The following is a 25,663-nucleotide window of genomic DNA, read 5'->3' on the forward strand; positions in this document are numbered from 1 at the left end:
CGCCGTTGCCCATCAAGGTCCGTCATGAAGAACAACCGTCACCCCGCCAACGGCAAAAAGCCGATCACGATGTTCGGCCCTGATTTCCCCTTTGCCTTCGATGACTGGATCGAGCACCCGAAAGGTCTGGGCAGTATTCCGGCTGAACATCATGGCGCAGAAGTGGCGATCATCGGCGCCGGGATTGCCGGGCTGGTAGCGGCCTACGAACTGATGAAGATGGGCCTCAAACCCGTGGTGTACGAGGCCTCCAAGATGGGCGGCCGTCTGCGCTCACAGGAGTTTGAAGGCGCCAAAGGCATTGTTGCTGAACTGGGCGGCATGCGTTTCCCGGTGTCATCGACGGCGTTCTTTCACTACGTCGACAAACTGGGCCTTGAGTCCAGGCCGTTTCCCAACCCGCTGACGGCTGCGTCCGGCAGCACCGTCATCGACCTGGAAGGCACCACCTATTACGCGCAGATGCTCTCGGACTTGCCCGCCCTGTTTCAGGAAGTCGCCGATGCCTGGGCCGACGCACTGGAAAGCGGCTCGCAGTTCGGCGACATCCAGCAAGCCATCCGCGACCGCGATGTGCCGCGCCTCAAGGAGCTGTGGAACAAGCTGGTGCCGTTGTGGGACGACCGCACCTTCTACGATTTCGTCGCGACGTCCAAGGCGTTCGCCAAACTGTCTTTCTACCATCGCGAAGTGTTTGGCCAGGTCGGTTTCGGCACCGGTGGCTGGGACTCGGACTTCCCCAATTCGATGCTGGAAATCTTCCGTGTGGTGATGACCAACTGCGATGAGCACCAGCACCTGATCGTCGGCGGCGTGCAGCAAGTGCCGGTCGGGTTGTGGAGCCACGTGCCCGAGCGTTGCGCCCATTGGCCGAAGGGCACCAGCCTGTCTTCGCTGCATCGTGGCGCGCCTCGTCCTGGCGTGAAGCGTATTGCGCGGGCCGAGGATGGAAGCTTTACCGTGACCGACAACTGGGGCGACACCCGGCAATACGCCGCCGTGCTGACCACCTGCCAAAGCTGGCTGTTGACCACCCAGATCGAGTGCGAAGAATCGCTGTTCTCGCAGAAGATGTGGATGGCCCTGGACCGCACCCGTTACATGCAGTCGTCGAAGACGTTCGTCATGGTCGACCGGCCGTTCTGGAAGGACAAAGACCCGGAAACCGGTCGCGACCTGATGAGCATGACCCTTACCGACCGATTGACCCGTGGCACTTATCTGTTCGATAACGGCGACGACAAGCCGGGGGTGATCTGCCTGTCCTACTCCTGGATGAGCGATGCACTGAAGATGCTGCCGCAACCCATCGAAAAACGCGTGAAGCTGGCGCTCGATGCGCTGAAAAAGATCTACCCGAAAGTGGACATCGCGGCGCGCATCATCGGCGATCCGATCACCGTTTCGTGGGAGGCCGATCCGCACTTCCTCGGCGCATTCAAGGGTGCGCTGCCGGGCCACTACCGCTATAACCAGCGCATGTACGCGCACTTCATGCAGCAGGACATGCCCAGCGAACAGCGCGGCATGTTCATCGCCGGTGACGATGTGTCCTGGACGCCAGCCTGGGTAGAAGGCGCGGTGCAGACCTCGCTGAATGCGGTATGGGGCATCATGAATCACTTTGGCGGCAAGACTCACGCTGAAAATCCGGGCCCCGGCGATGTATTCCACGAAATCGGCCCGATCACGCTGGCTGACTGACAACCAAGGAAAACGTCATGCGCATAGCGCTGTATCAATGCCCGCCACTGCCGATGGACATCAGCGGCAACCTGGCTCGTCTGGAGCAACAGGCCGTCAGCGCCGCCGTCCAAGGTGCACAGTTGCTGATCTGCCCGGAGATGTTCCTGACCGGCTACAACATTGGTGCCCAAGCGGTCAGTGAGCTGGCGCAGCCACACGACGGCTCGGCAGCTACGCGCATCGCCGCGATCGCGAAGGCCAATGGTATTGCGATCCTGTATGGCTACCCGGAACGCGATACCGATCAGCAGATTTACAACGCTGTGCAGCTGATCGACGAGCACGGCGTCAGTCTGTGCAACTACCGCAAGACGCATTTGTTCAGTGAACTGGACAGATCGATGTTCTCGGCGGGCGCAGACTATTTCCCGGTGGTCGAATTGAACGGCTGGCGATTGGGCATGCTGATTTGCTACGACGTGGAGTTCCCCGAAAACACTCGCCGACTGGCGCTGGCAGGGGCCGAGCTGATTCTGGTGCCAACCGCGAACATGGCGCCTTACGACTTTGTCTGTGAAGTGACCGTGCGGGCGCGGGCGTTCGAGAACCACTGTTACGTGGTGTACGCCAACTATTGCGGCAGCGAAGGCGAGATTCGTTACTGCGGGCTCAGCAGCCTTTGCGCACCGGACGGCAGCCGTCCGCTGCTGGCAGATCAGGACGAAGGCTTGCTGGTGGGTACGCTGGACAAAGCACTGCTGGCGCAGGCCAGGACGGTGAACGACTACTTTGTTGATCGAAGACCTGAGCTTTATGCGTCACTGCCCCGAGCCCTACACTGCCCCCTGTGAGCGAACTTGTTCGCGATGGGCTGCGAAGCGGTCCAAAACCGGCCACCTTGGTTGCATCTGGTGCACCGAGGCGGATGGTTTCGCTGCCGGTTCCCGGCAGTTCGCGGACAAGTCCGCTCCTACCAAAACCGAGATATCGCGGACAAGCGAAGCGTCGCCCGGTCCGTACACATATCGCGCTTCTGCCCGGAGGGCGTGGGAGCGAACTTGTTCGCGAAGACTGCGTTTCAGGCGACCCAATTCATGCGACTGTACTGGCCATCTCAACTATCATGCCAGGCTCGCGAACTCCGCCGGTTATCCGCTAGCATGACCCATCGCCTTCCCTGCTGCCGTGGACGCCCTCATGCCTGCCCCGCAATCCGCTGACCTCAGACGTATCACGCTGGCCAACGGCCTGAGTGTGGCGCTGTGTCACGACTCGCGACTCAAGCGCAGTGCGGCATCGTTACGCGTGGCCGCAGGCAGTCACGATGCGCCGTTGGCGTGGCCGGGCCTGGCGCACTTTCTGGAGCATCTGTTTTTCCTCGGCACCGAGCGCTTCCCGACCGGGGAAAACCTGATGACGTTCGTGCAGCGTCACGGCGGCCAAGTCAATGCCAGTACCCGTGAACGCACCACCGACTTCTTCTTCGAACTGCCGCAGGCGGTCTTCGCTCAAGGGCTGGAGCGACTGTGCGACATGCTCGCCCGGCCGCGCATGACCGTCGCCGATCAGCGGCGCGAACGCGAGGTGTTGCACGCCGAGTTTATCGCCTGGCGTGGCGATGCAAAAACAAGCGACGAGTTGCGTCTGCTGGCACCGATCAACCCTCAGCATCCGTTGCGCGGCTTTCATGCCGGCAATCGCTACAGCCTCTCGGTGCCCAACCCGGCCTTTCAGCAGGCCCTGCAAAACTTCTATCAGCATTTTTACCAAGCCGCACAGATGACCCTGTGCCTGAGCGGCCCACAATCATTGACGGAGCTGGAAACGCTGGCTAATACGCATGGCGCACTGTTCGCCAGCGGCACAAAAGTCAGACAGCACGCCCCTGCGCCCCTGATGAAGCACCCCGCCAGCCTTCAACACATCGACGAGCAAAAACACCTGCTGTTTGCCTGCGAGCACCTGCCCGCCAAAGCTGACGAGGCCGTGGCGTTTCTCTGTCACTGGCTGAATGCCGCGCAGCCGGGCGGGCTGATCGTCACATTGATCGAGCGGGGCCTGATCGACTCGCTTAAAGCCACGCCGCTGTATCAGTTTGATGGGCAACTGCTGCTGGATATCGAGTTCAACGCAAATCGGGCGAGCGCACCCACGATAAAATCGCTGCTTTTCAGCTGGCTAAAGTTCTTCGAGACCCAGTGGCCAGCGCTGACCGAGGAATATCAACGCCTGGAACAGCGCCGCCTGCAAATGGGCGGAGCACTGGGCCTGGCGCATCATCACTGTCGTGAAATACCTGCACAGTTGAGTGAGCAAGGCGCTGAAGCACTGCGCGAGCTGCTGAAACAACTCACAAGTAACGCTCTGATCGGCTCGGCGCCTGTAGATAACCAGGGGGGCGAGCTGGCCGAATGGCACCTGCCAGCGCCGAATCCCTTTCTGGAGAACATCGCCGACGACGGTGTTGAAGCGGCGCTTTACCTGCGTTGGGAATTACCTTCACCGCAGCCGACGCTTTGGCAGATGCTCAATACCCGGCTCACGCCACTGATCGAGGATGCCCGGCAAGCCGGTGTAAACCTGACGTTCAGTGCCTATGGCCACTACTGGCAGATACAGCTGAACGGTTTGCGGGCACCGATGGCAGCGGTCATCGAACATGCGCTGCAACGCCTGCGACACGCCGCACCTGAAACGCTGACACACGCCGGGCAGGCCAGTGAACCGCTGATTGCTATTCGCCAGTTGCTCAAGCATCTTGCTGATCACTATTTGATCAGCCAACAGGTGCAAACCACGGGCGATCTGCACGCCGTCTGGAAACATTCTCGCTGGATCAGCTTCGCCAGCGGGTTCTGCGCCGCCAGCCAGTTGCAGTTGAACACCGCACTGAACGCCACGCCGGGCACCCGACAAGCAGACGCGCCCACGCTACCCACCATTCGCCCCGGCAAACGCTGGAGCACCGAAGCATCGTCCTCGTCCGAAGACGCCGTGCTGGTATTTTGCCCTGCGCCGACGGCCTCAGTCGAAGATGAAGCCACCTGGCGACTGATCGCGCACCTGCTGCAAGCGCCGTTTTACCAGCGGCTGCGCGTCGAGTTGCAATTGGGGTACGCCGTGTTCAGCGGCATCAGGCAGATCGCCGGGAGGACCGGGCTGCTGTTCGGTGTGCAATCGCCCACCTGCAGTGCCGAGCAGCTTGTTCAGTACATCGAGGCGTTTATCGGCCGCTTGCCGGCGCTCATTGATAATGCAGATCTGCCTGAGCAAATCCGGGTGCTGTCTGCCCAGTTCGACGCCGCGAGCCTGCCTGATCAACAACAGGCAGACATGCACTGGCACGCACACCTTGCCGGGCATCAGGAAAATCACCTGCAAGCGCTGCAACGCGTCCTGTCAAATCTGGATACACACTCGCTGCTCGCCACCGTAAACCAACTGATCAACGCCACGAGCGGCTGGCTCATCGTGGCCAACCGCCCTGCCAGCGCGGCCATACCGTTATCCTTACCTGAACGGTAACGGTCTTTCCTGCAGATTCTGGCCCTGCCAAATTGTTAAATTGAGTAACATAGCTCCCTAAGCATCTGAACGTATGCCGTCAGCGGTGCACTAAGATGTAGTCACCAACCGTAGCATTCATCCGAGGAGATTTTTATGTCGTGGACTAAACCTGCTTACACTGATCTGCGTATCGGTTTTGAAGTCACCATGTACTTCGCAAGCCGTTGATTTCAGTGCGCTGTGAAGCCTCGGTTCGCCGGGGCTTTTTTTATGGTTATAGCGGTTCTTTATTTTTGTGTTCCAGATTGTGTGCCAGGGAGCTGACATGTACATCCAGATTCTAGGTTCCGCTGCTGGCGGCGGGTTCCCCCAGTGGAATTGCAACTGCGTCAATTGTGCGGGGTTTCGTGACGGCAGCCTGCGGGCGCAGGCGCGTACCCAGTCGTCCATCGCGCTGTCCGACGACGGCGTGAACTGGGTGCTGTGCAATGCCTCGCCGGATATTCGCGCGCAACTGCAGGGCTTTGCGCCCATGCAGCCGGGGCGGGCGTTACGCGATACCGGCATCAGCGCCATCGTGCTGATGGACAGCCAGATCGACCACACCACCGGTTTGCTCAGTTTGCGCGAAGGCTGCCCGCATCAGGTCTGGTGTACCGACATGGTCCATGAAGACCTGAGTACCGGTTTCCCGCTGTTCGAAATGCTCAAGCACTGGAACGGCGGCCTGAACTGGAACCGCATCGAGCTGCAAGGTAGCTTCGTGATCCCGGCCTGTCCGAACCTGCGCTTCACACCGTTCCCGCTGCGCAGCGCGGCACCGCCTTACTCGCCGCACCGTTTCGACCCGCATCCGGGCGATAACATCAGCCTGCTGGTCGAAGACACACGCACCGGCGGCAAGCTGTTCTACGCGCCGGGCCTGGGCAAGGTCGATGAAGCGCTGGCCGAGAAAATGCGCGACGCCGACTGCCTGCTGGTCGATGGCACGATGTGGGACGATGACGAAATGCAGCGCCGTGGCGTCGGCACCCGCACCGGCCGGGAAATGGGCCATCTGGCACAGAACGGGCCCGGCGGCATGCTCGACGTGCTGAAGGGCTTCCCCGAGCAGCGCAAGGTGCTTATCCACATCAACAACACCAACCCGATTCTCGACGAAGACTCGCCGGAGCGCGCCGAATTGGTCCGTCGCAACGTTGAAGTCGCCTTTGACGGCATGAGCATCGAGCTTTAGGAGCTGACATGAGTGAAGCGACTGCGCTGTCCCCGGCTGAATTCGAGCAGGCCTTGCGTGCCAAGGGTGCCTATTACCACATCTATCACCCGTTTCATGTGGCGATGTATGAAGGCCGCGCGACCCGCGAGCAGATTCAGGGCTGGGTCGCCAACCGTTTTTACTATCAGGTGAACATCCCGCTCAAGGACGCCGCGATTCTGGCCAATTGCCCGGATCGAGAGATACGTCGCGAGTGGATTCAGCGCTTGCTGGACCACGACGGCGCGCCCGGAGAAGACGGTGGCATCGAAGCCTGGCTGCGCCTCGGTGAGGCCGTAGGGCTGGACCCGGATCAGTTGCGCTCTCAGGAGCTGGTATTGCCGGGCGTGCGTTTTGCCGTTGACGCCTACGTCAACTTCGCCCGCCGCGCCAACTGGCAAGAGGCCGCCAGCAGCTCGCTGACCGAGTTGTTCGCACCGCAGATTCATCAATCGCGACTGGACAGCTGGCCACAGCATTACCCGTGGATTGACCCGACAGGCTACGAGTATTTCCGTACTCGCCTGGGTCAGGCACGTCGCGATGTAGAACACGGCCTCGCAATCACGTTACAGCACTACACTACGTATGAAGGCCAGCAGCGCATGCTGGAAATCCTGCAGTTCAAACTCGACATTCTGTGGAGCATGCTCGATGCCATGTCCATGGCGTATGAATTGAACCGCCCCCCGTACCACAGCGTCACAGACCAGAAGGTCTGGCATAAGGGGATTACGCCATGAAGCACGAGATAAAACACGATCCGGCTTTTCGAGCACTTACGCCCAAGTGGCACCACGGCTATCGCTTTCAATACGAGCCTGCGCAAAAGGCCCATGTGGTTCTTTACCCGGAAGGCATGATCAAACTCAATGACAGCGCGAGCCTGATCGGCGGGCTGATCGATGGAGAGCGCACGATCGCCGCTATCATCGCCGAACTGCAAAGGGAATTCCCCAACATCCCCGAGCTTGGAATGGACGTCGACGACTTCATGAAAGTGGCCAAAGAAAAGTACTGGATCGATCTTGTCTGATATCGCGCCTGCTACCCACAGCCCCTACATACCGCCCACCCCGGAGGTCGGCCTGCCGCTGTGGCTGCTGGCCGAGCTGACCTATCGCTGCCCGCTGCAATGCCCTTACTGCTCCAACCCGCTGGATTTCGCCAGGCAGGGCCAAGAGCTGACCACCGAGCAGTGGTTCAAGGTCATGCAGGAAGCGCGTGAAATGGGGGCCGCCCAGATCGGTTTTTCCGGCGGCGAGCCGCTGGTGCGTCAGGACCTTGCCGAACTGATCGCCGAAGCACGGCGATTGGGCTTCTACACCAACCTGATTACCTCAGGCATCGGCCTGACAGAAGAAAAGATCATCGCCTTCAAAAAGGCCGGGCTGGACCATATCCAGATCAGCTTTCAGGCCAGCGACGAGCAAGTGAACAACATGCTCGCCGGCTCGAAAAAAGCCTTCGCACAGAAGCTGGAAATGGCCAAAGCGGTGAAGAAGCACGGCTATCCGATGGTGCTGAATTTCGTGACCCACCGGCACAATATCGACCGGATCGACAAGATCATCGAGCTGTGTCTGGCGCTGGAAGCGGACTTCGTCGAGCTGGCGACCTGTCAGTTCTATGGCTGGGCGCACCTGAACCGCATAGGTCTGCTGCCCACCAAGGATCAACTGGTGCGCGCCGAAGCGGTCACCAATGAGTACCGCGACCGGCTGGCCGCGCAAGACCATCCGTGCAAACTGATCTTCGTGACCCCCGATTACTACGAAGAGCGTCCCAAGGCCTGCATGAACGGCTGGGGCAATATTTTCCTGACCGTCACCCCGGACGGCACCGCCCTGCCCTGTCACGGCGCGCGACAGATGCCGATCCAGTTTCCCAATGTGCGCGAACACAGCATGCAGCACATCTGGTATGACTCGTTCGGCTTCAACCGCTTTCGCGGTTACGACTGGATGCCCGAGCCGTGCCGTTCGTGCGACGAGAAGGAAAAGGACTTCGGCGGCTGTCGCTGCCAGGCGTTCATGCTGACCGGCGACGCTGCCAACGCCGACCCGGTGTGCAGCAAGTCTTATCACCACGGGATCATCACTCAGGCTCGCGACGAGTCCGAAACCGCTACTCAAACCATTGAAGAGCTGGCCTTTCGCAATGACCGAAACTCACGACTCATCGCAAAATCTTCCTGACACCCTGACCGCCGCACAGGCGGTCGCCGCTGGCGTTGACTTCGCCGAGCTGGACGTCAGTTCGGCGGGCCTGTTCTGGAACGAATATCGCCCCGAAGACGGCGCCTGTCGCATCTGGCACTGGTACGCCAACAGCAAGCGCTGCCTGACGCCGCAAGGCTTCAGCGTGCGCAGCCGGGTGTACGAGTACGGCGGCGGTTCGTTCTGCCTGGCTGACGATGCCGTGGTGTTCGTCAACGAGCGCGATCAGCAGCTGTACCGCCAGGCACTGGACGCCAGCGTGCCGGTTGCGCTGACTCAGGGCGATAAACGCTATGGTGGCGTGTTCTTCAGCAATGGCCAGGTACTTGCCGTCGAAGAAGACCACAACACGCATCGACTGGTCGCCATTGACGTGACTGACGGGCAGCGCCAGTTGCTGGCCGGAGGCGCTGATTTCTATGCCTCACCGATCGTCAGCGCCGATGGCCAGCGCCTGGCCTGGATCGAATGGCAACGCCCGCATCAACCGTGGACCCACAGCCGCCTGATGTGTGCGGCAAAGCAGGACGATGGCCAATGGGGCGTCGCCGTGTGCATTGCGGGTGACGGCGCTGAAGAATCCCTGCAGCAACCTCGTTTTGATGCCCAGAGTCGCTTGTATTGCCTGACCGACCGCGGCGGGTTCTGGCAACCGTGGAGCGAAACGCCGTCCGGGTTTGCTGCGCTTGCTGCTGCGCCTGCCGATCATGCGTCTGCACCCTGGCAACTGGGCAGTTGCACCTGGCTGCCGATCAATGACGGCTATCTGGCCAGTTGGTCGCAGGACGGTTCAGGGGTATTGGGGCTTTGTCAGGCTGATGGCTCAACAGAGGATTTCAGCGTTGGTTACAGCCGCTTTCGCAGCCTCGCGGTTGACGAAGAGTTTGTCTATTGCATCGCCGCTTCGGCCGTGAGCACGGCGGCAGTGCTGGCCATCTCCCGCGCTGATCACAGCGTGCACGTGCTGGCAGGCGGTGGCTCCCCGCTGCCTGCCGAACTGATCAGCCGCCCGCAGGCGCTGTGCTATCCCAGCGGCGGAGCCGAGGCCTACGGCTATTTCTATCCGGCCATGACGGGTGCGCAAAAGCCGCCGCTGGTGGTTTTCATCCACGGCGGCCCGACCTCCGCCTGCTACCCGGTGCTCGACCCGCGCATTCAATACTGGACGCATCGCGGCTTCGCCGTTGCAGACCTCAATTATCGAGGCAGCAGCGGCTATGGACGCGCCTATCGCCAAGGCCTGCATCTGACCTGGGGCGTGGCGGATGTGCAAGACGCTTGCGCCGTGGTCACGCACCTGGCCGAACGCGGCTTGATTGACCAGCAACAGGCCTTCATCCGTGGCGGCAGCGCTGGCGGTTACACGACGCTGTGCGCGCTGGCCTTCGAGGATGTGTTTCGTGCAGGGGCCAGCCTGTATGGCGTCAGCGACCCGGTCGCACTGGCCAAGGCCACGCATAAGTTCGAGGGCGATTATCTGGACTGGCTGATCGGCGACCCGGTCAAGGACATCGAACGTTACGAGGCACGCACGCCCTTGCTGCATGCAGACCGAATCAGCGTGCCGGTGATTTTCTTCCAGGGCGAGCTGGACGCCGTGGTAGTGCCGGATCAGACCCGCGCCATGCTCAAGGCTCTGCAGGACAACGGCATCAAGGCCGAAGGGCACTTTTACCCGGACGAGCATCATGGCTTCCGCAAGGCACATAACCAGGCAGATGCGTTGGAGAAGGAGTGGCGTTTTTACCGGGACGTGCTTGATCAGGCCGTGTGATCGTTCCCGATGGGGAACGATCAACGAATGCGCCGAGGCGTTACTTACGCGAAACGATGATGTAGATCGCGTGGATGATGCCCGGAATGTAGCCCAGCAGGGTCAGCAGAATATTCAGCCAGAAAGCGCCAGCGAAGCCGACTTGCATGAACACGCCCACCGGAGGCAGCAGAATGGCAAAAATGATACGAATGATGTCCATGAAAAGCTCCTGATTGATTGGCTCTGATTGGCCATACAGCTAGTCGACCCTGGCCGGCGGTGAGGGTTCAACCGGCTCTGGCACGACGCCATTATTCTTTCTCTTGGGGCTTTCTCCAGACAGGACCGCGGCACGCAGCGCGAGGGGCGTTCAAGGCTGAATTGATGAGCAGCGAAAACCTTAATCCCTAAAACGCAGACAAAGAAAACCCCGCCTAAGCGGGGCTTTCCAGACTGTTTCCCTGATTTCCCTTTCACCCCACCGTCCTGGCAGGCTTCCCTACGTGTCCCTGTTATGTCTTGTTGCGCTTCCTGCGCTACGTCCATGTACAAAGATTAACTTTGGATCCCTTTACTGGGAAGAGGTCAATTGGCACCACGGTGTGTAAGCAAATGCTTACACGACTTTTTCAAGTCAGAATTGTGACGCCTCCAACAGGAACAGCGACTCGCTGCCAGCCCGCACGCAGGCATCCAGCGAATGAATACGCGGCAGCAGGCGGGCGAAGTAGAAGCGCGCCGTGCCCAGCTTGCTCGCATAAAAGTCTTCCTGCTGCTCCTTGCCAACTGCTGCCTTGGCCATCATTGCCCACATGTAGGCGTAGGCGGTGTAACCGAACAGATGCAGATACTCAACGGATGCAGCGCCGATCTCGTTAGGGTTGCTGCGCGAGCGGTCCAGCACCCAACCGGTCAGCTCGTCCAGCATGTCCAACGCTGTCGTCAGCGGTCGGGTAAATTCGCCAAGCGAGCTGTCGGAGGCACCGATGAACTGGCGTACTTCATCCGAGAACAACTGATAGAGCGCGCCATTGGAGCCGACGATCTTGCGCCCCACCAAGTCCAGTGCCTGAATGCCGTTGGTGCCTTCGTAGATCTGCGTGATACGCACGTCACGCACCAGTTGCTCCTGACCCCACTCACGAATGTAACCGTGACCACCGAATACCTGCTGGCCGTGGACGGTGGTTTCCAGACCTATATCACTGAGAAAAGCCTTGGCGACTGGCGTGAGCAGCGCTGCCAGATCATCGGCACGTTTGCGCGCGGTGTCATCTTCGCTGAACTTGGCGATGTCCAGTTGCAGAGCCACGTAACTGGAGAATGCCCGACCGCCTTCGTTGAAGGCTTTCATGGTCAGCAGCATGCGCCGCACATCAGGGTGGACGATGATCGGATCAGCGGCCTTGTCCTTGTTCTGCGCGCCGGTCGGGGCGCGGCTTTGCAAACGATCAACAGCGTACTCGACAGCGTTCTGATAAGACTGCACACCGGACGCCAGGCCCTGGATACCGACACCCAGACGTTCGTAGTTCATCATAGTGAACATGGCCGCCAGGCCCTTGTTCGGCTCACCGATCAGATAACCGACGGCGTCATCGAAGTTCATCACGCAGGTGGCCGACGCCTGAATACCCATCTTGTGCTCAATGGAGCCACAACTGACGGTATTGCGCGCGCCGAGGCTGCCGTCGTCACCGACCATGAACTTGGGCACCAGAAACAGCGAGATGCCTTTCGGCCCGGCAGGAGCGTCCGGCAGCTTGGCCAGTACCAGATGAATGATGTTCTCGGTCAGGTCGTGTTCACCGCCGGTGATGAAAATCTTGCTGCCGGTGATCGTGTAGGCGCCGTCCGTCTGCGGTTCGGCTTTAGTGCGGATCATGCCAAGGTCCGTACCGGCGTGCGCCTCGGTCAGGCACATGGAACCTGCCCAGATGCCCGAGTACATGTTGGGCAAAAATTTGGCCTTGAGTGCTTCGGTGGCGTGGGTGTTTATCGAGACGCAGGCACCGGAGGTCAGCATCGCGTACAGGCCGAACGCCAGGCTGGCGGAGTTGATCATCTCCTCGACCTGAGCCGAAACAATCTTGGGCATGCCCATGCCGCCAAACACGGGGTCGCCACCCACCCCGACCCAGCCGCCCTCTGCGTAAATCCGGTAGGCCTCCGGGAAACCTGCCGGAGTGGTCACGACGGTGTCTTTCCAGTGGCAGCCTTCCTCATCACCGTTGCGGCTCAGCGGGGCGATGGTCTTGCTGGTGACTTTGCCGGCTTCTTCAAGAATGGCATCGACCGTCTCTGCGTCGACTGTTTCAGCCAGCTCAGGCAGTTGAGCCCAGAGTCTGGAGACTTCGAACACTTCATTGAGGACGAAGCGCATATCGCGCAGTGGCGCTTTGTAGTCAGCCATGGCAAACCTCGTGAACACGGTGCAAGAGACCTGTGGAAGCTGATTGATGCACGCAATGACGCAGATCAGCTGTCGATAACCATGAGTCTACCCGAACAACATTTCAGAGACATAGGGTCGTGTCATGACTCAATAGTCATAACAGGTCACGAGAAAGGGGCCGATTTGCTCAGTTGGCAGCTTCGATAGTGCGCACCGCGCCGCGCCGGTTCAACTGCCCGTAGGCGATCACACAATTGCGCCCTGCGCCCTTGGCCGCATACAGCGCCTGGTCGGCGCTCTTGAGCACTTCTTCCGGCGTGCGGTGCTCCGGCTGGCGCTCGGCTACGCCAATACTGACCGTCACCGACACACTGGCCTCGTGAGCGCCGCTGCGCCGCTGGCGTCCTTGTTGATCGTCCTGAGGACGGCTGTCTTTATTGCGCAACTGGATCGCGTAATTGGCGATGGTTTCGCGAATGGCTTCCAGGTGCGGCATACATTCATCGATGGTTTTGGCGGCAAACACGATGGCGAATTCTTCACCGCCATAGCGGTACGCCCTGCCGCCACCGTTGGTGATTTTCGACAGTTTGCTGGCGACCAGACGCAGCACCTGATCCCCCACATCGTGGCCGTGGGTGTCGTTGAATTTCTTGAAGTGGTCCACATCACTCATCGCCAGCACATAATTGCGCCCCAGACGCTGCATGCGCTCATTGAGCGCCCGACGTCCGGGCAAGCCCGTGAGCTCGTCGCGAAAGGCCATCTGATAAGCCTCGTGAGCAACGGCAGCGGCGATCATCAGCATGACCTGGCTGCAGAGAATGTTGAGGGTGAAGGGCAAAATGAACGTTTTCGGCAGTGCCCAGAACAAACCCAGCAGACCGACGATCTGCGCGGCATGCAGCGGTCGCGGTTTTTCCAGGTACTGCCAGATGAGCACGGCGAACGACAACAGAAACATCGCGTAAGACAACTGGATCAGGCTCATCCACGAACCGTGCAGCGCGGGCCAGCGAATATCCGCCAGCCATACTTGCAGTTCGACCGGGTAGCTCTGCTCCAGCCCCAGCGCCACGCTGCCCACCGCAATCAGCACCGCAAGCTGCGCGACCAGATCCTGGAACAGGTGGGTGCGCTCCTCCCACGCCGCATAAAGACCGAACAACACCGGCAGCAGCAGGCAGACCAGATGGAAGATGACCGCGGCATCCTCGCGCACCTTGCCGTTGTCACGGTAAAAGTCGGTCTGGGTGTCGAGAAGGTAATAGGCGATATACACCGTGACCATCAGAAACAGCTCGCGCTGGCGCCGGTAAACACAGCAATACGCACCGCCCAACAGCAACACCAGTGTCGGCAGCACGTTGAACAGCGAAGTGAGAAACACGTTGAGGTCTTTTACGTACGCAGCCGCAAACCCCGCCACCAGCAAGCCAAGCGAAGGCAGAAAATGACTCAAGCGTGCAGTTGATGGACGCAACAAAAGAGGTTCCCTCCTACCCGGCATCGGCATGACGCACAGAATAATGGCATTGTGCCCTCAGCCGGCAAACAATGCATTCGGCAGGATCAATAAACAAGCTACTTCTGTAACGGCAGGAGGCTGGAAATGTTTATTGCGTGATTTTCGCCGCACCACGATTCAATACCGGACGAAGAGCGTCCAGAACGGCATGCGACGCAGAGCGTCGCACGATAGTTGAGGTTATCGTTCCGCACGCTCCAGCGTCGCACGATAGTCATAGGTGACTGAGGGCCCGTTGAATCGTGTCATCCGCCAAAACGCACTCATAAAAAAACCGCCTGATCAGTGATCAGGCGGTTTTCATGACTAATGCAGGGCTTAGTAAGCCAGGCCGAAGTCTTCTTCTTTCATGTCCATCAGGTTCCCAGCGCCCGACAGGATGGCGGCAACGTGGGTGCGGGTGCGCGGCAGGATGCGCTGGAAGTAGAAGCGCGCCGTCTGGATCTTGGCACGGTAGAACGCTTCGTCAGCCGTACCGGCGGCCAGTTTTTCAGCCGCCAGACGCGCCATGTCGGCCCAGAAATAAGCCAGGCAGGCATAACCGGAATACATGATGTAATCCACCGACGCAGCACCGACTTCTTCACGGTCCTTCATCGCGGCCATACCGACTTTCAGGGTCAGCTCGCCCCATTCCTTGTTCAATGCAGCCAATGGTGTAACGAATTCCTGAACGCCTTCGTTACCTTCATTGCTCTGGCAGAACTTGTGGACAATCTTGGTGAAGCCCTTCAACGCCTCGCCTTGGGTCATCAGCACTTTACGGCCCAGCAGGTCGAGGGCCTGGATACCGGTGGTGCCTTCGTACAGCATCGAAATGCGGCTGTCGCGAACGTTCTGTTCCATGCCCCACTCGGCGATAAAGCCATGACCGCCGTAGATCTGCACGCCGTGGTTGGCGGCTTCAAAACCCACTTCGGTCATGAAAGCCTTGGCAATCGGTGTCATGAACGCCAGCAGCGCGTCGGCGGATTTCTTCTGCTCCGGGTCTTCGCTGTACTTGACGATATCGACCTGTTTGGCGGTGAAGTACACCATGGCCCGAGTGCCTTCAGCGAAGGCCTTCATGGTCAGCAGCATACGGCGCACGTCAGGGTGAACGATGATCGGGTCAGCAGCCTTTTCCGGCGCTTTCGGGCCGGTCAGTGAACGCATCTGCAGACGGTCGCGGGCGTATTTCAGCCCCCCCTGAAACGCGACCTCGGCATGCGCCAAACCTTGCAGTGCAGTGCCCAGACGCGCCGTGTTCATGAACGTGAACATGCAGTTCAGGCCCTTATTCGGCGGGCCGATCAGATAGCCGGTAGCGCCGTCGAAGTTCATCACGCAGGTGGCGTTGCCGTGAATGCCCATCTTGTGTTCGATCGAGCCGCAGTTCACCGCGTTGCGCTCGCCCACACCGCCGTCGGCAGCCGAGAGGAACTTGGGCACGATGAACAGCGAAATGCCTTTGGTGCCAGCGGGCGCATCCGGAAGGCGGGCCAGCACGATGTGGACGATGTTATCGGCCATGTCGTGTTCGCCAGCAGAAATGAAGATCTTGGTGCCGGTCACCTTGTAGGTGCCGTCAGCCTGAGGTTCGGCCTTGGTGCGCAACATGCCCAGGTCGGTACCGCAGTGGGATTCGGTCAGGCACATGGTGCCGGTCCACTCGCCGGAGACCAGCCTGGTCAGGTACGCGTCCTGCTGCTCGGGCGTGCCGTGCTCGGAGATGGTGTTCATCGCACCATGCGACAGGCCCGGGTACATGCCCCACGACCAGTTGGCTTCGCCGACCATCTCGCTGACTGCCAGGCCCAGCGACTCAGGCAGGCCCTGACCGCCGTGCTCGACGTCATGCGCAAGGCTCGGCCAGCCGCCTTCGACGAACTGCTTGTAGGCTTGTTTGAAACCGGACGGCGTCTTCACGCCCGACTCGCTCCAGGTGCAGCCCTCGGTATCCCCAACCCGGTTCAGCGGCGCAAGCACCTGCTCGCAGAACTTGGCGCCCTCTTCAAGAATGGCGTCGACCATGTCCGGAGTGGCGTCGTGACAGGCTGGCAGACTCTGATAGTGCGCTTCGTAACCGAGCAGCTCATCACGGACGAAACGAATATCACGCAAGGGGGCCTTGTAGTCAGGCATAGCGATAAACCTCTGCTGATGAATCCTGGAACGAATGACCGGGCGGTCGCTGAAAGCATAGCCTCAAGCACCAGACAATCTCGTATGCCTTGCGGTCAAACAGGTGTTTGAAACATACGTTTACGCCCAAACCTTGTCAATAGCGAAGCACGCACCATTCGTCCACGTTGCTTTATCAACCGCACACGCACAGGCACGAGACGCGAACAAAAGCGTAAGCGAAAGTTTAGTAAAGGATGGAGGTGTTGCAGGGACGATACAGAAGCGTGATGCGAGACAATTCAGCAGACGACGCTGTGCAGGGGGCACAGCGAGGGCGTTACATGGGGTTTGCTACACGGGGCGTGGAGAAACCCCGTATCAGGCGTAGGTGTCGATCAATGTGCCGAGCGCTTCGTCACTGGCTTTCTGAACCGCAACACCGGCTTCAATCTGGTTCTTGCCAGCATTGAGTTCGACAATGTTGGAGGACAGATCCGAACGCTGGCTGCGATCGACAGAACGCAGGTTTTCGAGCTGAAAGTCCGAAGACTGGCTTCTGCCCGACACTTCAATGTTGGAGCTGGCGATCTGGGTAGCCGCCTGATCGACACGGCCTTGCCCGACCTGCATGGCGCTCAGGCCTGGGTAAAGGGTGTTGTTCATGGTGATTTGCATAAGCCGATCCTCAGTTCAAAAAACGAACACGTGCCATTGAACCAGTATTTGCATCTAAATACCCGACAAACAGACTAATGGCACTAGGCCGTATCATAGGCCGCGTCTTCAAAAACCGAAACACCCTTGCCTGTCAGCAAGATACAGACGCTGTCAGCCAACAGTTGCAGATCAAGATAACGCGCCACATTTTCGGCGCTCGCCTCGCTCAGCCGTGGCACACGCCCCAAACAGGGCGCAGACAGACGTTCGCGTAGCGTAGCGAGGTTTTCCTCCAGTCGCGAGGTCTCTGCGTCAATAACGTTGGCCACCCAGCCCGCCAAGTGTAGACCGTCCCGAGCGATAGCCTCGGCGGTCAATACGGCATGATTGATACAGCCCAGACGCACGCCCACCACCAGAATCACCGGCAAACCCAAGGCAATGGCCAGGTCAGACAAATTATGTTGCCCGGCCAATGGCACGCGCCAGCCGCCTGCACCCTCGATCAAGGTGAAATCCGCTTGCTTGTCCAGGATGTGCCGCATCGGCTGCAGCAATGAACCGACGGTTAGCACCACGCCTGCTTCAAGCGCCGCCACATGTGGAGCAATGGCCGGGGCGAATGCCAGCGGATTGACCTCATCGTAATCCAGCTCGATGGAACATTCGGCCTGCAACGCCAGCGCATCGGAGTTGCGCAACCCCTCCGCCGTCATGACGCAGCCGGAGGCCACAGGCTTGCACGCCGCGGTACTCAGGCCCTTCAAGCGGGCGGCATGCAACAGGCCGGCAGCCACGGTGGTCTTTCCAGCGTCGGTGTCGGTTCCGGTAATGAAATAGGCAGCGCTCATCTCGACACTCTTTCCATATAAACGTGAAGCCATCAGGCTTTTTCAAGCACCGCGTACACCACTTGATAGGTGGCAGGTAGCCCGGCGTCCTGACGAAAGCCTTCATAGGCCTGGACCATGCCCAGAATCCGCTCGCGACCGGTCAGGCCGTTGGGCCGCCCGGGGTTGAGGTTGTGGGCACCGAGCGCCTTCAACTCATGAGTCAGGCTACGCACGTCCGGGTAATGCAGCACCTGCGGACGAACCTCCAGGCTGCGTACCTGCAGACCGCTGGCCGCGCACATCTGGAGGTAGTCATCTTCGCGACGAAAGCGATTCACATGCACCTGGCCGTCAACGGCACGCCAACTGTCACGCAATTCGTACAGCGTGCCGACGCACAAGCTGGCGAAGGCAAACACGCCGCCCGGCTGCAACACGCGATGGGCTTCGCTGAGCACCGCCGCAAAGTCGGCGCACCACTGCACGGCTAGGCTGGAGAAAATCAGCTCGCAGCTTTCGTCCCGCAACGGCAAATGCTCGGCGTCACCGGCAACAAAATGCTGCGCGCCGCCCAACGGCTGCGCATGGCGCAACATGCCTTCGGCGATGTCCAGCGCGATGCTTTGGCTTTGGTTGAATGTCCGGGCCAGCGCGCGGCTGAAATAGCCGGTGCCGCACCCCAGATCAAGCCACCGCGAAGGCGTGAGCCCGGCAGGCAGACGAGACAGCAGTTCGCTGCCGACGCTGCGCTGTAACTCTGCCACGCTGTCGTAACTGCCTGCCGCCCGGGAAAACGACGCTGCAACCTGGCGCTTGTCGGGCAGCACCGAGGGCGGCTTGGGATGTGAAAGGTCAGTCATCGCCAGACTCATGTAGAAAGGCCTGGATTGCGGCCGCCACGCCATGTGGGTTTTCCAGCAAAAACGCATGGCTGGCCTGTTCGATCAGGCCTACCTCGACATCCGGCAACAAGGCCAGCAGATCACCTGCGGCCTCGGCTGGCACGAAAGCATCAAGCCCGGCGAACAGGTGCAGTTGCGGGCCGCGATAGGTTTGCAGCGCACTGCGCGTATCGAGTTGCTGAAGTATTTTCAGCCCGTCGACCAGCGCGGTTTTGGAGCTGTGCGGCGCGCCGGCCTTGAGCAGGCGCGCCAGACCGCGAGGGTCCTCTGCACCTTGTGTGCACAACAGACTGAAACGCTTGAGCGTCGCGTCGGGATCCACCGAACAACCTGCCAGAAACGCATCGAAATCCTGCGCGGGCATCGCATTCGGCCACGCGCCCTGGGTGACGAAACAGGCGTTGCTGGCCAGGGTCAGCAACCCGCAGCAGCCTTCACCGCGCCGTGCTGCCAGCTCGGCGGCAAGCATGCCGCCCAGCGACCAGCCGCCTAGCCAGGCGTTGTCCGGCAGGTTGGCGTCCAGTTCGTCGAGCCAGTCCGGCACGTCGCAGCTGTCGATGTCCGGCAACGGCTCGATCTCGACCCGCAGGTGCTCATCAAGCCCAAGCAATGCAGCCGCGAGCGGCTCCAGCGGGGAAACGCCCAGGCCCCAGCCCGGCAGTAGAATCAGACGATCACGCATGGACGGGCTCCGTGGATTCACTTGCATCCAGCAGCGGGTAGCACTGCTCCAGAGCTTCCAATAATAGCTGCACGTCGGCCTCGCTGTGCGCGGCAGACAAGGTCACGCGTAAACGAGCGCTGCCCGCAGGCACGGTCGGCGGACGAATCGCCGTCACCAGCAAACCGCGCTCACGGAGCAACTGCGACAGACGCAATGCGCGCCCGGCATCGCCAATCATGATCGGCTGGATGGGCGTGAAGCTGTCCATCAATTGCAGACCGAGCTGCTCGGCACCGCGACGAAACTGGCCGATCAAGCTCGCCAGATGCTCACGACGCCAATGCTCGGTGCGCAACAATTGCAGGCTTTTCAGCGTGGCGCAGGCCAGCGCAGGTGGCTGGCTGGTGGTGTAGATGTACGGGCGGGCGAACTGGATCAGGGTTTCGATCAGCTCTTCACTGCCCGCGACAAACGCCCCGGAGGTGCCAAACGATTTGCCGAGGGTGCCGACCAACACCGGCACATCTTCCAGGCTCAGGCCGAAATGCTCGACGATACCTGCGCCATTGGCACCCAGCGGCCCGAAGCCGTGGGCATCGTCAACCATCAGCCAGGCACCTTTGGCCTTGGCAGCCTGCGCCAGCGCGGGCAGGTCAGCGATATCGCCATCCATGCTGAACACGCCGTCGGTCACTACCAGCGTATCGCCCACGGCCGTTTCCAGACGCGCGCTCAAGCTGTCGACGTCATTGTGCAAATAGCGCGAAAAGCGTGCGCCGCTGAGCAAACCGGCGTCCAGCAGCGAAGCGTGATTGAGGCGGTCTTCCAGCACCGTATCGCCCTGCCCGACCAGGGCTGTGACCGCGCCGAGGTTGGCCATGTAACCGTTGGAGAACAACAGCGCTCGCGGACGTCCGGTCAGTTCGGCCAACGCTTCTTCCAGTTCATGGTGCGGCGTGCTGTGGCCGATCACCAGATGCGATGCCCCGCCGCCCACGCCCCAACGCTCGGCACCTGCCTGCCAGGCCGCGATCACTTCGGGGTGGTTGGCCAGGCCCATGTAGTCGTTGTTGCAGAACGCCAGCAACGGCTGCCCATCAACAACGACCTGCGGGCCTTGCGGGCTTTGCAGCAGTGGGCGCTGGCGATAGAGGTGTGCGGTGCGACGGGCATCAAGGCGCGTGCGGAGATCGAAAGACATGCAGGCCCCGGTCCGGAATGTGGCGATTCAAAGCGGGCCGAAACATCCGGCCCGCTCAAGGCATCAGGCAGAGGCGGCGTCGTAGAACATTGCGCTGCTTTGCTGTTCCACCAGCGCCTGTTCGATGGCGGCCTGATGCACTTCGTCGGCATGGCCTTCGCCCGCTTCAGGCTTGATGCCCAGGCGCGAGAACAACAGCATGTCCTTGTCGGCTTGCGGGTTGGCGGTGGTCAGCAGTTTGTCGCCGTAGAAAATCGAGTTGGCACCGGCGAAGAACGCCAGCGCCTGCATTTGCTCGTTCATCGCTTCGCGGCCGGCGGACAGACGCACGTGGGATTGCGGCATCAGAATACGCGCGACCGCCAGCATGCGGATGAAGTCGAACGGGTCCACGTCTTCGGCGTTTTCCAGCGGCGTACCGGCCACCTTGACCAGCATGTTGATGGGCACCGATTCCGGGTGCTCTGGCAGGTTTGCCAGTTGAATCAGCAACCCGGCGCGGTCGTCGAGCGACTCGCCCATGCCCAGAATGCCGCCGGAGCAGATTTTCATGCCGGCATCGCGCACATAGGCCAGGGTTTGCAGACGCTCGCCGTAGGTACGGGTGGTAATAATGCTGCCGTAGAACTCCGGCGAGGTGTCCAGGTTGTGGTTGTAGTAATCCAGCCCGGCGGTGGCCAGCGCTTCGGTCTGTTCCTGATCGAGACGCCCCAGGGTCATGCAGGTTTCCAGGCCCATGGCTTTCACGCCCTTGACCATCTCCAGCACGTAAGGCATGTCTTTGGCGGAAGGATGCTTCCAGGCCGCGCCCATACAGAAGCGGGTCGAACCGATGGATTTGGCGCGCGCAGCTTCTTCGAGGACCTTCTGCACTTCAAGCAGCTTTTCTTTCTCAAGGCCGGTGTTGTAGTGACCGGACTGCGGGCAGTACTTGCAGTCTTCCGGGCAGGCGCCGGTCTTGATCGACAGCAGGGTAGAAACCTGGACGCGGTTGGCATCGAAGTGAGCACGGTGCACCGTTTGCGCCTGAAACAGCAGGTCATTGAATGGCTGTACAAACAGCGCCCTGACCTCAGCTAAAGTCCAGTCGTGACGCAAAGTGGCGGTGGTGCTGGCGCTCATCGGGCGGCTCCTTGGTGTTTCTGGGCAATGCGCGAGGGCGGAAAAGACCACAGGCGCTACAGGGATGTCGGGCATATTTAAGGAAGAGCCATGCGCTGTCAACCCAGTTACGATCATCAGGTTTACATCTGGTTAAAAAACAAACAAAACTGTTTGTTGTGCGATGAGCGCAGTGAGGTCCCAGCGCCCATCTGCGTGCCCTGCGAGGCCGAGTTGCCGTGGCTTGGCAACCAGTGCGAACACTGCGCGCTGCCCTTGCCGGTCTTCGGCCTGAGTTGCGGGCAATGCAGCAAGCGCCCCCCGGCCTTTGCTCAGGTGATTGCGCCGTGGCTATATGACTTTCCGATAGACAGCCTGATTACGCGCTTCAAACACAACCGCAAATGGCCCATGGGGCGGCTGCTCGCCGAGCTGTGCGGCCAGTTTCTGCAACACCGCTTCGATGAAGGCCTACCGCGTCCGGACTACCTGTTGCCTGTGCCGCTGGCCAACAAACGCTTGCGCCAGCGCGGTTACAACCAGGCGGGAATGCTGGCCGGATGGCTGGGCAAACAGTTGCAACTGCCTGTCGATGAACAGCATGTAGTGCGCAGTCGAGAAACCGCTGCACAACAAGGTCTCGACGCCAAAGCGCGCAAACGCAACTTGCGCGGCGCGTTCGCACTGATCGATGCCGATTGGGTGCACGGCAAACACCTGGCGTTGGTCGATGACGTATTGACCACCGGCTCGACGGCAGAGGTCATTGCTCGATTATTGAACAGTGCAGGTGCACAGCGGGTGGACGTGTATTGCCTGGCGCGGACGCCCAAGCCGGGGGATTGATTGAGCCATGTGCTCAGGCGCTTTTAATATCGTTACCACGCTCTGCGTCCGTTTTCGACGCCACACACAAGAACGATCATACTGCCCCCTCCTCTCCAGCCACCCCGGATCACCATGTCCCTGCCCACGTTACTCACGCAACACATGGTCCGCCGCCCGCAACGCATTGCGCTGTTGCAGCACATCGCCGAACAGGGCTCGATCACCCGCGCGGCGAAAAGCGCAGGTTTGAGTTACAAGGCAGCCTGGGACGCCATTGATGAGCTGAACAACCTGGCGCAAAAGCCGCTGGTAGAACGCAGTGTCGGTGGGCGCGGTGGCGGTGGCGCCAAACTGTCGGTCGAGGGCGAACGGGTGCTGCGTCTCTATCAGCGGGTGCAGGCCTTGCAGGCTCAGGTGCTGGAAGCGGCCGGAAACAGCAGCGACCTGGACCTGCTCAATCGCCTGACCCTGCGCACCAGTGCACGCAACCAGTTGCTGGGGCGCATCGTGGCCATCACCCGTCAGGGTCATCATGACCAGATTCGCCTGCAACTGGCCGATGAGGCGTTCATCGAAGCGCAGGTAACCCACGACAGCACGCTGGATTTAGGCCTGGAAGTGGGCACTGACGCAGTGGCGCTGATCAAGGCCGGCTGGCTGGAACTGCGTGCGCAACACGCCGAAGTAACAAATGGAAACAATTGCCTGATCGGGCAGATCGAGAGCGTAATCGACGCCGACGATGGCCCAAGCGAAGTGCGCATCAAACTCCCGAGCGGCCAGACATTGTGCGCCCTGGCGACACCTGCACACCTGCAGGCTCAGCAGTTGAAAACCGGCGTTACTGTGCAGGCAGGATTCGCAGCCTCGTTCGTGCTGCTGGGTATACCGACGTAAGCGCCGGGAAGTCATCACCGCGACACAATTCCGTCATATGCGCGCACTAAGGTGGCTGCCATATTCGAGGGAGCCGTGATGATGAAACTATTAGAAGAAAATCAAACCACCGATCTGGAAAACATGGTCGGCGCCAACCGAGCCGGCCTTACCCGTCGAGGCTTCATCAGCGCGGGCGCACTGTGTGGCGCAGCGATGTTCCTGGGCGGCAACATCCTGAGCCGCACGGTGCTGGCAAACAGCGTCAGTGCAGCGTCCGGCGCATTGCTGGGTTTCGAGAGCATCCCCACCGCCACGGCCGACAGCATCAGTTTGCCAAAAGGGTATACGTCTTCCGTGCTGATCAGTTGGGGCCGGCCGTTGCAAGCCGATGGCCCGGCGTTCGACCCGAGCGGCAAGGGCACCGCCCAGGCTCAGGAAGTGCAGTTCGGCGACAATAACGACGGTATGTGCCTGTTCCCGATGCCGGGCCACAAAGACCGCGCGCTGATGGCGATCAACAACGAATACACCAATTACCGTTACCTCTTCGATCACGGCAAAGAGCCGCAATCGGCCGAAGAGGTGCAGAAGGCACTCGCCGCTGAAGGCGTGTCGGTGATTGAAGTCCAGCAGAAAAACGGCAAATGGCAGTTCGTTCAGGACTCACGCTACAACCGTCGCGTGCATGGCAGCACGCCAATCAACCTGAGCGGCCCGGCGGCCGGTCACGACTGGCTCAAGACCGACGCCGACAAGAGCGGCACTCACGCGCTGGGGACCTTCCAGAACTGCTCCAGCGGCCAGACGCCGTGGGGCACGTACCTGACCTGTGAGGAGAACTTCACCGATTGCTTCGGTAGCAGCAACCCGGAGCAGAAGTTCGACGCGGGCATGAAGCGCTACGGCGTCGTGGCCGCCAGCAAAGAGATCAACTGGCACCCGCACGACCCGCGTTTCGACGTTGCGAAAAACCCCAACGAATTGAACCGTCACGGCTGGGTGGTGGAGATCGACCCGTTCGATCCCAAGTCCACGCCGGTCAAGCGCACGGCGCTCGGGCGCTTCAAGCATGAAAACGCGGCGTTCACCCAGACCAAGGGCGGGCGCGCCGTGGTGTACATGGGCGATGACGAGCGTGGCGAGTTCATCTACAAGTTCATCAGCCGCGACAAGATCGATCACCAGAACCCCAAAGCCAACCGCGACCTGCTGGACCACGGCATCTTGTACGTGGCGCAGTTCGACGCGGGCGACAGCAACCCGGATCACCCGAAAGGCAAAGGCCAGTGGATCGAACTGACCCACGGCAAGAATGGCCTGGACGCCGCTGCCGGTTTCAACAATCAGGCTGAAGTGCTGATTCATGCGCGCATGGCTGCCAGTGTCGTGAAAGCCACACGCATGGACCGCCCGGAATGGATCGTGGTCAGCCCCAAGGATGGCCAGGTGTATTGCACGCTGACCAACAACGTCAAACGCGGCGATGAAGGCCAGCCTGTCGGTGGCCCGAACCCACGCGCCAAGAACCAGTACGGGCAGATTCTGCGCTGGAGCGAAGAAGGCAGCAATGCGTCGGCCATGGCGTTCGACTGGGACCTGTTTGTGGTCGCAGGCAACCCGGCCGTGCATGCCGGTACGCCGCAGGCCGGGTCGAGCAATATCAACGCGCAGAACATGTTCAACAGCCCGGACGGCCTGAGCTTTGATGAAGCTGGCAGGCTGTGGATTCAGACCGATGGCGACTCCAGCAACAAGGGCGACTTCGCGGGCATGGGCAACAATCAGATGCTTTGCGCAGACCCGGCCAGTGGCGAGATTCGCCGTTTTCTGGTCGGCCCGGTCGGCTGCGAAATCACCGGTATCAGTTTTGCACCGGACTACAAAACGATGTTCATCGGCATTCAGCACCCTGGCGAAAACGGCGGCTCCACCTTCCCCGAGCACTTGCCTAATGGCAAACCACGCTCGTCAGTGATGGTGATCACCCGCGAAGATGGCGGCGTTATCGGCGCCTGACCGAAAGCCCGCAGAAGAAGTGATGATCGTGCCCGCGCTCCGCGTGGGGATGCAGTTCGTGACGCTCTGCGTCATCTTCAGAAGAGGACGCAGAGCGTCCAGAACAGCGCTACCACGCAGAGCGTGG

Annotated in this window: 22 protein-coding genes; 12 read left to right on the top strand and 10 right to left on the bottom strand. The window is 60.3% G+C overall.

Going from position 1 to position 25,663, the window contains the following annotated elements:
* Nucleotides 1–24: 24 nt before the first annotated feature.
* From DW49_RS0108265 to DW49_RS0108300, 9 genes are all read left to right on the top strand, one after another.
* The gene (locus tag DW49_RS0108265) at nucleotides 25–1,704 is read left to right on the top strand and encodes a flavin monoamine oxidase family protein (protein ID WP_005614038.1); all 1,680 of its coding nucleotides are present in this window, start codon (nucleotides 25–27) and stop codon (nucleotides 1,702–1,704) included.
* A 17-nt stretch (nucleotides 1,705–1,721) separates the two neighbouring features.
* A complete protein-coding gene (locus DW49_RS0108270; protein WP_005614037.1) occupies nucleotides 1,722–2,537 on the top strand; it encodes a carbon-nitrogen hydrolase family protein in 816 nt (271 codons plus the stop codon).
* 346 nt (nucleotides 2,538–2,883) lie between these two features.
* Nucleotides 2,884–5,211, top strand: coding sequence for a pyrroloquinoline quinone biosynthesis protein PqqF (gene pqqF / locus DW49_RS0108275; RefSeq protein ID WP_005614035.1), 2,328 nt, complete (start codon nucleotides 2,884–2,886; stop codon nucleotides 5,209–5,211).
* Between the two features lie 135 nt (nucleotides 5,212–5,346).
* Nucleotides 5,347–5,421, top strand: coding sequence for a pyrroloquinoline quinone precursor peptide PqqA (gene pqqA / locus DW49_RS1000000129840; protein WP_003422658.1), 75 nt, complete (start codon nucleotides 5,347–5,349; stop codon nucleotides 5,419–5,421).
* A gap of 97 nt (nucleotides 5,422–5,518) precedes the next feature.
* Complete coding sequence (pqqB, locus tag DW49_RS0108280; protein ID WP_005614034.1) at nucleotides 5,519–6,430, top strand: pyrroloquinoline quinone biosynthesis protein PqqB; 912 nt, start codon at nucleotides 5,519–5,521, stop codon at nucleotides 6,428–6,430.
* Between the two features lie 8 nt (nucleotides 6,431–6,438).
* Nucleotides 6,439–7,194, top strand: a complete 756-nt coding sequence (gene pqqC, locus DW49_RS0108285; RefSeq protein WP_005614033.1) for a pyrroloquinoline-quinone synthase PqqC — start codon at nucleotides 6,439–6,441, stop codon at nucleotides 7,192–7,194.
* Nucleotides 7,191–7,487 carry a pyrroloquinoline quinone biosynthesis peptide chaperone PqqD gene (gene pqqD, locus DW49_RS0108290; protein ID WP_005614032.1) on the top strand — a complete coding sequence of 99 codons (297 nt, stop codon included), beginning with the start codon at nucleotides 7,191–7,193 and terminating at the stop codon, nucleotides 7,485–7,487. The genes pqqC and pqqD overlap by 4 nt, the downstream gene beginning before the upstream one ends.
* Nucleotides 7,480–8,649 carry a pyrroloquinoline quinone biosynthesis protein PqqE gene (pqqE, locus tag DW49_RS0108295; RefSeq protein WP_003383362.1) on the top strand — a complete coding sequence of 390 codons (1,170 nt, stop codon included), beginning with the start codon at nucleotides 7,480–7,482 and terminating at the stop codon, nucleotides 8,647–8,649. The genes pqqD and pqqE overlap by 8 nt, the downstream gene beginning before the upstream one ends.
* Nucleotides 8,612–10,444 (top strand): S9 family peptidase, encoded by a 1,833-nt coding sequence (locus tag DW49_RS0108300; RefSeq protein ID WP_024420175.1) that lies wholly within the window; start codon nucleotides 8,612–8,614, stop codon nucleotides 10,442–10,444. The genes pqqE and DW49_RS0108300 overlap by 38 nt, the downstream gene beginning before the upstream one ends.
* 40 nt (nucleotides 10,445–10,484) lie before the next feature.
* Here DW49_RS0108300 and DW49_RS01000000128205 read toward each other — a convergent pair whose 3' ends face one another.
* From DW49_RS01000000128205 to bioB, 10 genes are all read right to left on the bottom strand, one after another.
* Entirely contained in the window at nucleotides 10,485–10,646 is a 162-nt protein-coding gene (locus DW49_RS01000000128205; protein ID WP_002555565.1) for a YqaE/Pmp3 family membrane protein, read from the bottom strand.
* A 414-nt stretch (nucleotides 10,647–11,060) separates the two neighbouring features.
* On the bottom strand, nucleotides 11,061–12,839 hold the full coding sequence (locus DW49_RS0108310) for an acyl-CoA dehydrogenase C-terminal domain-containing protein (protein ID WP_005614029.1): 1,779 nt from the start codon (nucleotides 12,837–12,839) through the stop codon (nucleotides 11,061–11,063).
* Between the two features lie 169 nt (nucleotides 12,840–13,008).
* Nucleotides 13,009–14,307 carry a GGDEF domain-containing protein gene (locus DW49_RS0108315; protein WP_005614028.1) on the bottom strand — a complete coding sequence of 433 codons (1,299 nt, stop codon included), beginning with the start codon at nucleotides 14,305–14,307 and terminating at the stop codon, nucleotides 13,009–13,011.
* Nucleotides 14,308–14,667: 360 nt separating this feature from the next.
* Nucleotides 14,668–16,473, bottom strand: coding sequence for a phenylacyl-CoA dehydrogenase (locus DW49_RS0108320; protein WP_005614027.1), 1,806 nt, complete (start codon nucleotides 16,471–16,473; stop codon nucleotides 14,668–14,670).
* Between the two features lie 360 nt (nucleotides 16,474–16,833).
* Nucleotides 16,834–17,130, bottom strand: coding sequence for a hypothetical protein (locus tag DW49_RS0108325; RefSeq protein WP_003382340.1), 297 nt, complete (start codon nucleotides 17,128–17,130; stop codon nucleotides 16,834–16,836).
* A gap of 83 nt (nucleotides 17,131–17,213) precedes the next feature.
* The gene (gene bioD / locus DW49_RS0108330; RefSeq protein ID WP_005614026.1) at nucleotides 17,214–17,963 is read right to left on the bottom strand and encodes a dethiobiotin synthase; all 750 of its coding nucleotides are present in this window, start codon (nucleotides 17,961–17,963) and stop codon (nucleotides 17,214–17,216) included.
* Between the two features lie 32 nt (nucleotides 17,964–17,995).
* Complete coding sequence (gene bioC, locus DW49_RS0108335) at nucleotides 17,996–18,805, bottom strand: malonyl-ACP O-methyltransferase BioC (RefSeq protein ID WP_005614025.1); 810 nt, start codon at nucleotides 18,803–18,805, stop codon at nucleotides 17,996–17,998.
* Nucleotides 18,798–19,529: an alpha/beta fold hydrolase gene (locus DW49_RS0108340; protein ID WP_005614024.1), complete on the bottom strand. Its 732-nt coding sequence runs from the start codon at nucleotides 19,527–19,529 to the stop codon at nucleotides 18,798–18,800. The genes bioC and DW49_RS0108340 overlap by 8 nt, the downstream gene beginning before the upstream one ends.
* Nucleotides 19,522–20,712 carry an 8-amino-7-oxononanoate synthase gene (gene bioF, locus DW49_RS0108345; protein WP_005614023.1) on the bottom strand — a complete coding sequence of 397 codons (1,191 nt, stop codon included), beginning with the start codon at nucleotides 20,710–20,712 and terminating at the stop codon, nucleotides 19,522–19,524. Before bioF ends, DW49_RS0108340 begins: the two co-directional genes overlap by 8 nt.
* A gap of 63 nt (nucleotides 20,713–20,775) precedes the next feature.
* Nucleotides 20,776–21,834: a biotin synthase BioB gene (gene bioB, locus DW49_RS0108350; RefSeq protein ID WP_005614022.1), complete on the bottom strand. Its 1,059-nt coding sequence runs from the start codon at nucleotides 21,832–21,834 to the stop codon at nucleotides 20,776–20,778.
* 90 nt (nucleotides 21,835–21,924) lie between these two features.
* Here bioB and DW49_RS0108355 point away from each other — a divergent pair, with 90 nt between their 5' ends.
* The 3 genes from DW49_RS0108355 to DW49_RS0108365 all read left to right on the top strand — a co-directional run bounded on the left by DW49_RS0108355 (nucleotide 21,925) and on the right by DW49_RS0108365 (nucleotide 25,536).
* On the top strand, nucleotides 21,925–22,659 hold the full coding sequence (locus DW49_RS0108355) for a ComF family protein (protein WP_024420601.1): 735 nt from the start codon (nucleotides 21,925–21,927) through the stop codon (nucleotides 22,657–22,659).
* Nucleotides 22,660–22,773: 114 nt separating this feature from the next.
* Nucleotides 22,774–23,538: a TOBE domain-containing protein gene (locus tag DW49_RS0108360; protein WP_005614020.1), complete on the top strand. Its 765-nt coding sequence runs from the start codon at nucleotides 22,774–22,776 to the stop codon at nucleotides 23,536–23,538.
* A gap of 81 nt (nucleotides 23,539–23,619) precedes the next feature.
* Nucleotides 23,620–25,536 carry a PhoX family protein gene (locus tag DW49_RS0108365; protein ID WP_024420600.1) on the top strand — a complete coding sequence of 639 codons (1,917 nt, stop codon included), beginning with the start codon at nucleotides 23,620–23,622 and terminating at the stop codon, nucleotides 25,534–25,536.
* Nucleotides 25,537–25,663: the final 127 nt, after the last annotated feature.

Source organism: Pseudomonas avellanae BPIC 631 (assembly GCF_000444135.1).
Taxonomy (GTDB): Bacteria; Pseudomonadota; Gammaproteobacteria; order Pseudomonadales; family Pseudomonadaceae; genus Aquipseudomonas; species Aquipseudomonas avellanae.

Bases quoted from the DNA above. Each gene is read 5' to 3' on its own strand.
- DW49_RS0108265 (WP_005614038.1), top strand. From the start codon at position 25: ATGAAGAACAACCGTCACCCCGCCAACGGCAAAAAGCCGATCACGATG.
- DW49_RS0108270 (WP_005614037.1), top strand. From the start codon at position 1,722: ATGCGCATAGCGCTGTATCAATGCCCGCCACTGCCGATGGACATCAGC.
- pqqF (WP_005614035.1), top strand. From the start codon at position 2,884: ATGCCTGCCCCGCAATCCGCTGACCTCAGACGTATCACGCTGGCCAAC.
- pqqB (WP_005614034.1), top strand. From the start codon at position 5,519: ATGTACATCCAGATTCTAGGTTCCGCTGCTGGCGGCGGGTTCCCCCAG.
- pqqC (WP_005614033.1), top strand. From the start codon at position 6,439: ATGAGTGAAGCGACTGCGCTGTCCCCGGCTGAATTCGAGCAGGCCTTG.
- pqqD (WP_005614032.1), top strand. From the start codon at position 7,191: ATGAAGCACGAGATAAAACACGATCCGGCTTTTCGAGCACTTACGCCC.
- DW49_RS0108300 (WP_024420175.1), top strand. From the start codon at position 8,612: ATGACCGAAACTCACGACTCATCGCAAAATCTTCCTGACACCCTGACC.
- DW49_RS01000000128205 (WP_002555565.1), bottom strand. From the start codon at position 10,646: ATGGACATCATTCGTATCATTTTTGCCATTCTGCTGCCTCCGGTGGGC.
- DW49_RS0108310 (WP_005614029.1), bottom strand. From the start codon at position 12,839: ATGGCTGACTACAAAGCGCCACTGCGCGATATGCGCTTCGTCCTCAAT.
- DW49_RS0108320 (WP_005614027.1), bottom strand. From the start codon at position 16,473: ATGCCTGACTACAAGGCCCCCTTGCGTGATATTCGTTTCGTCCGTGAT.
- DW49_RS0108325 (WP_003382340.1), bottom strand. From the start codon at position 17,130: ATGCAAATCACCATGAACAACACCCTTTACCCAGGCCTGAGCGCCATG.
- bioD (WP_005614026.1), bottom strand. From the start codon at position 17,963: ATGAGCGCTGCCTATTTCATTACCGGAACCGACACCGACGCTGGAAAG.
- bioC (WP_005614025.1), bottom strand. From the start codon at position 18,805: ATGACTGACCTTTCACATCCCAAGCCGCCCTCGGTGCTGCCCGACAAG.
- DW49_RS0108340 (WP_005614024.1), bottom strand. From the start codon at position 19,529: ATGCGTGATCGTCTGATTCTACTGCCGGGCTGGGGCCTGGGCGTTTCC.
- bioF (WP_005614023.1), bottom strand. From the start codon at position 20,712: ATGTCTTTCGATCTCCGCACGCGCCTTGATGCCCGTCGCACCGCACAC.
- bioB (WP_005614022.1), bottom strand. From the start codon at position 21,834: ATGAGCGCCAGCACCACCGCCACTTTGCGTCACGACTGGACTTTAGCT.
- DW49_RS0108355 (WP_024420601.1), top strand. From the start codon at position 21,925: ATGCGCTGTCAACCCAGTTACGATCATCAGGTTTACATCTGGTTAAAA.
- DW49_RS0108360 (WP_005614020.1), top strand. From the start codon at position 22,774: ATGTCCCTGCCCACGTTACTCACGCAACACATGGTCCGCCGCCCGCAA.
- DW49_RS0108365 (WP_024420600.1), top strand. From the start codon at position 23,620: ATGAAACTATTAGAAGAAAATCAAACCACCGATCTGGAAAACATGGTC.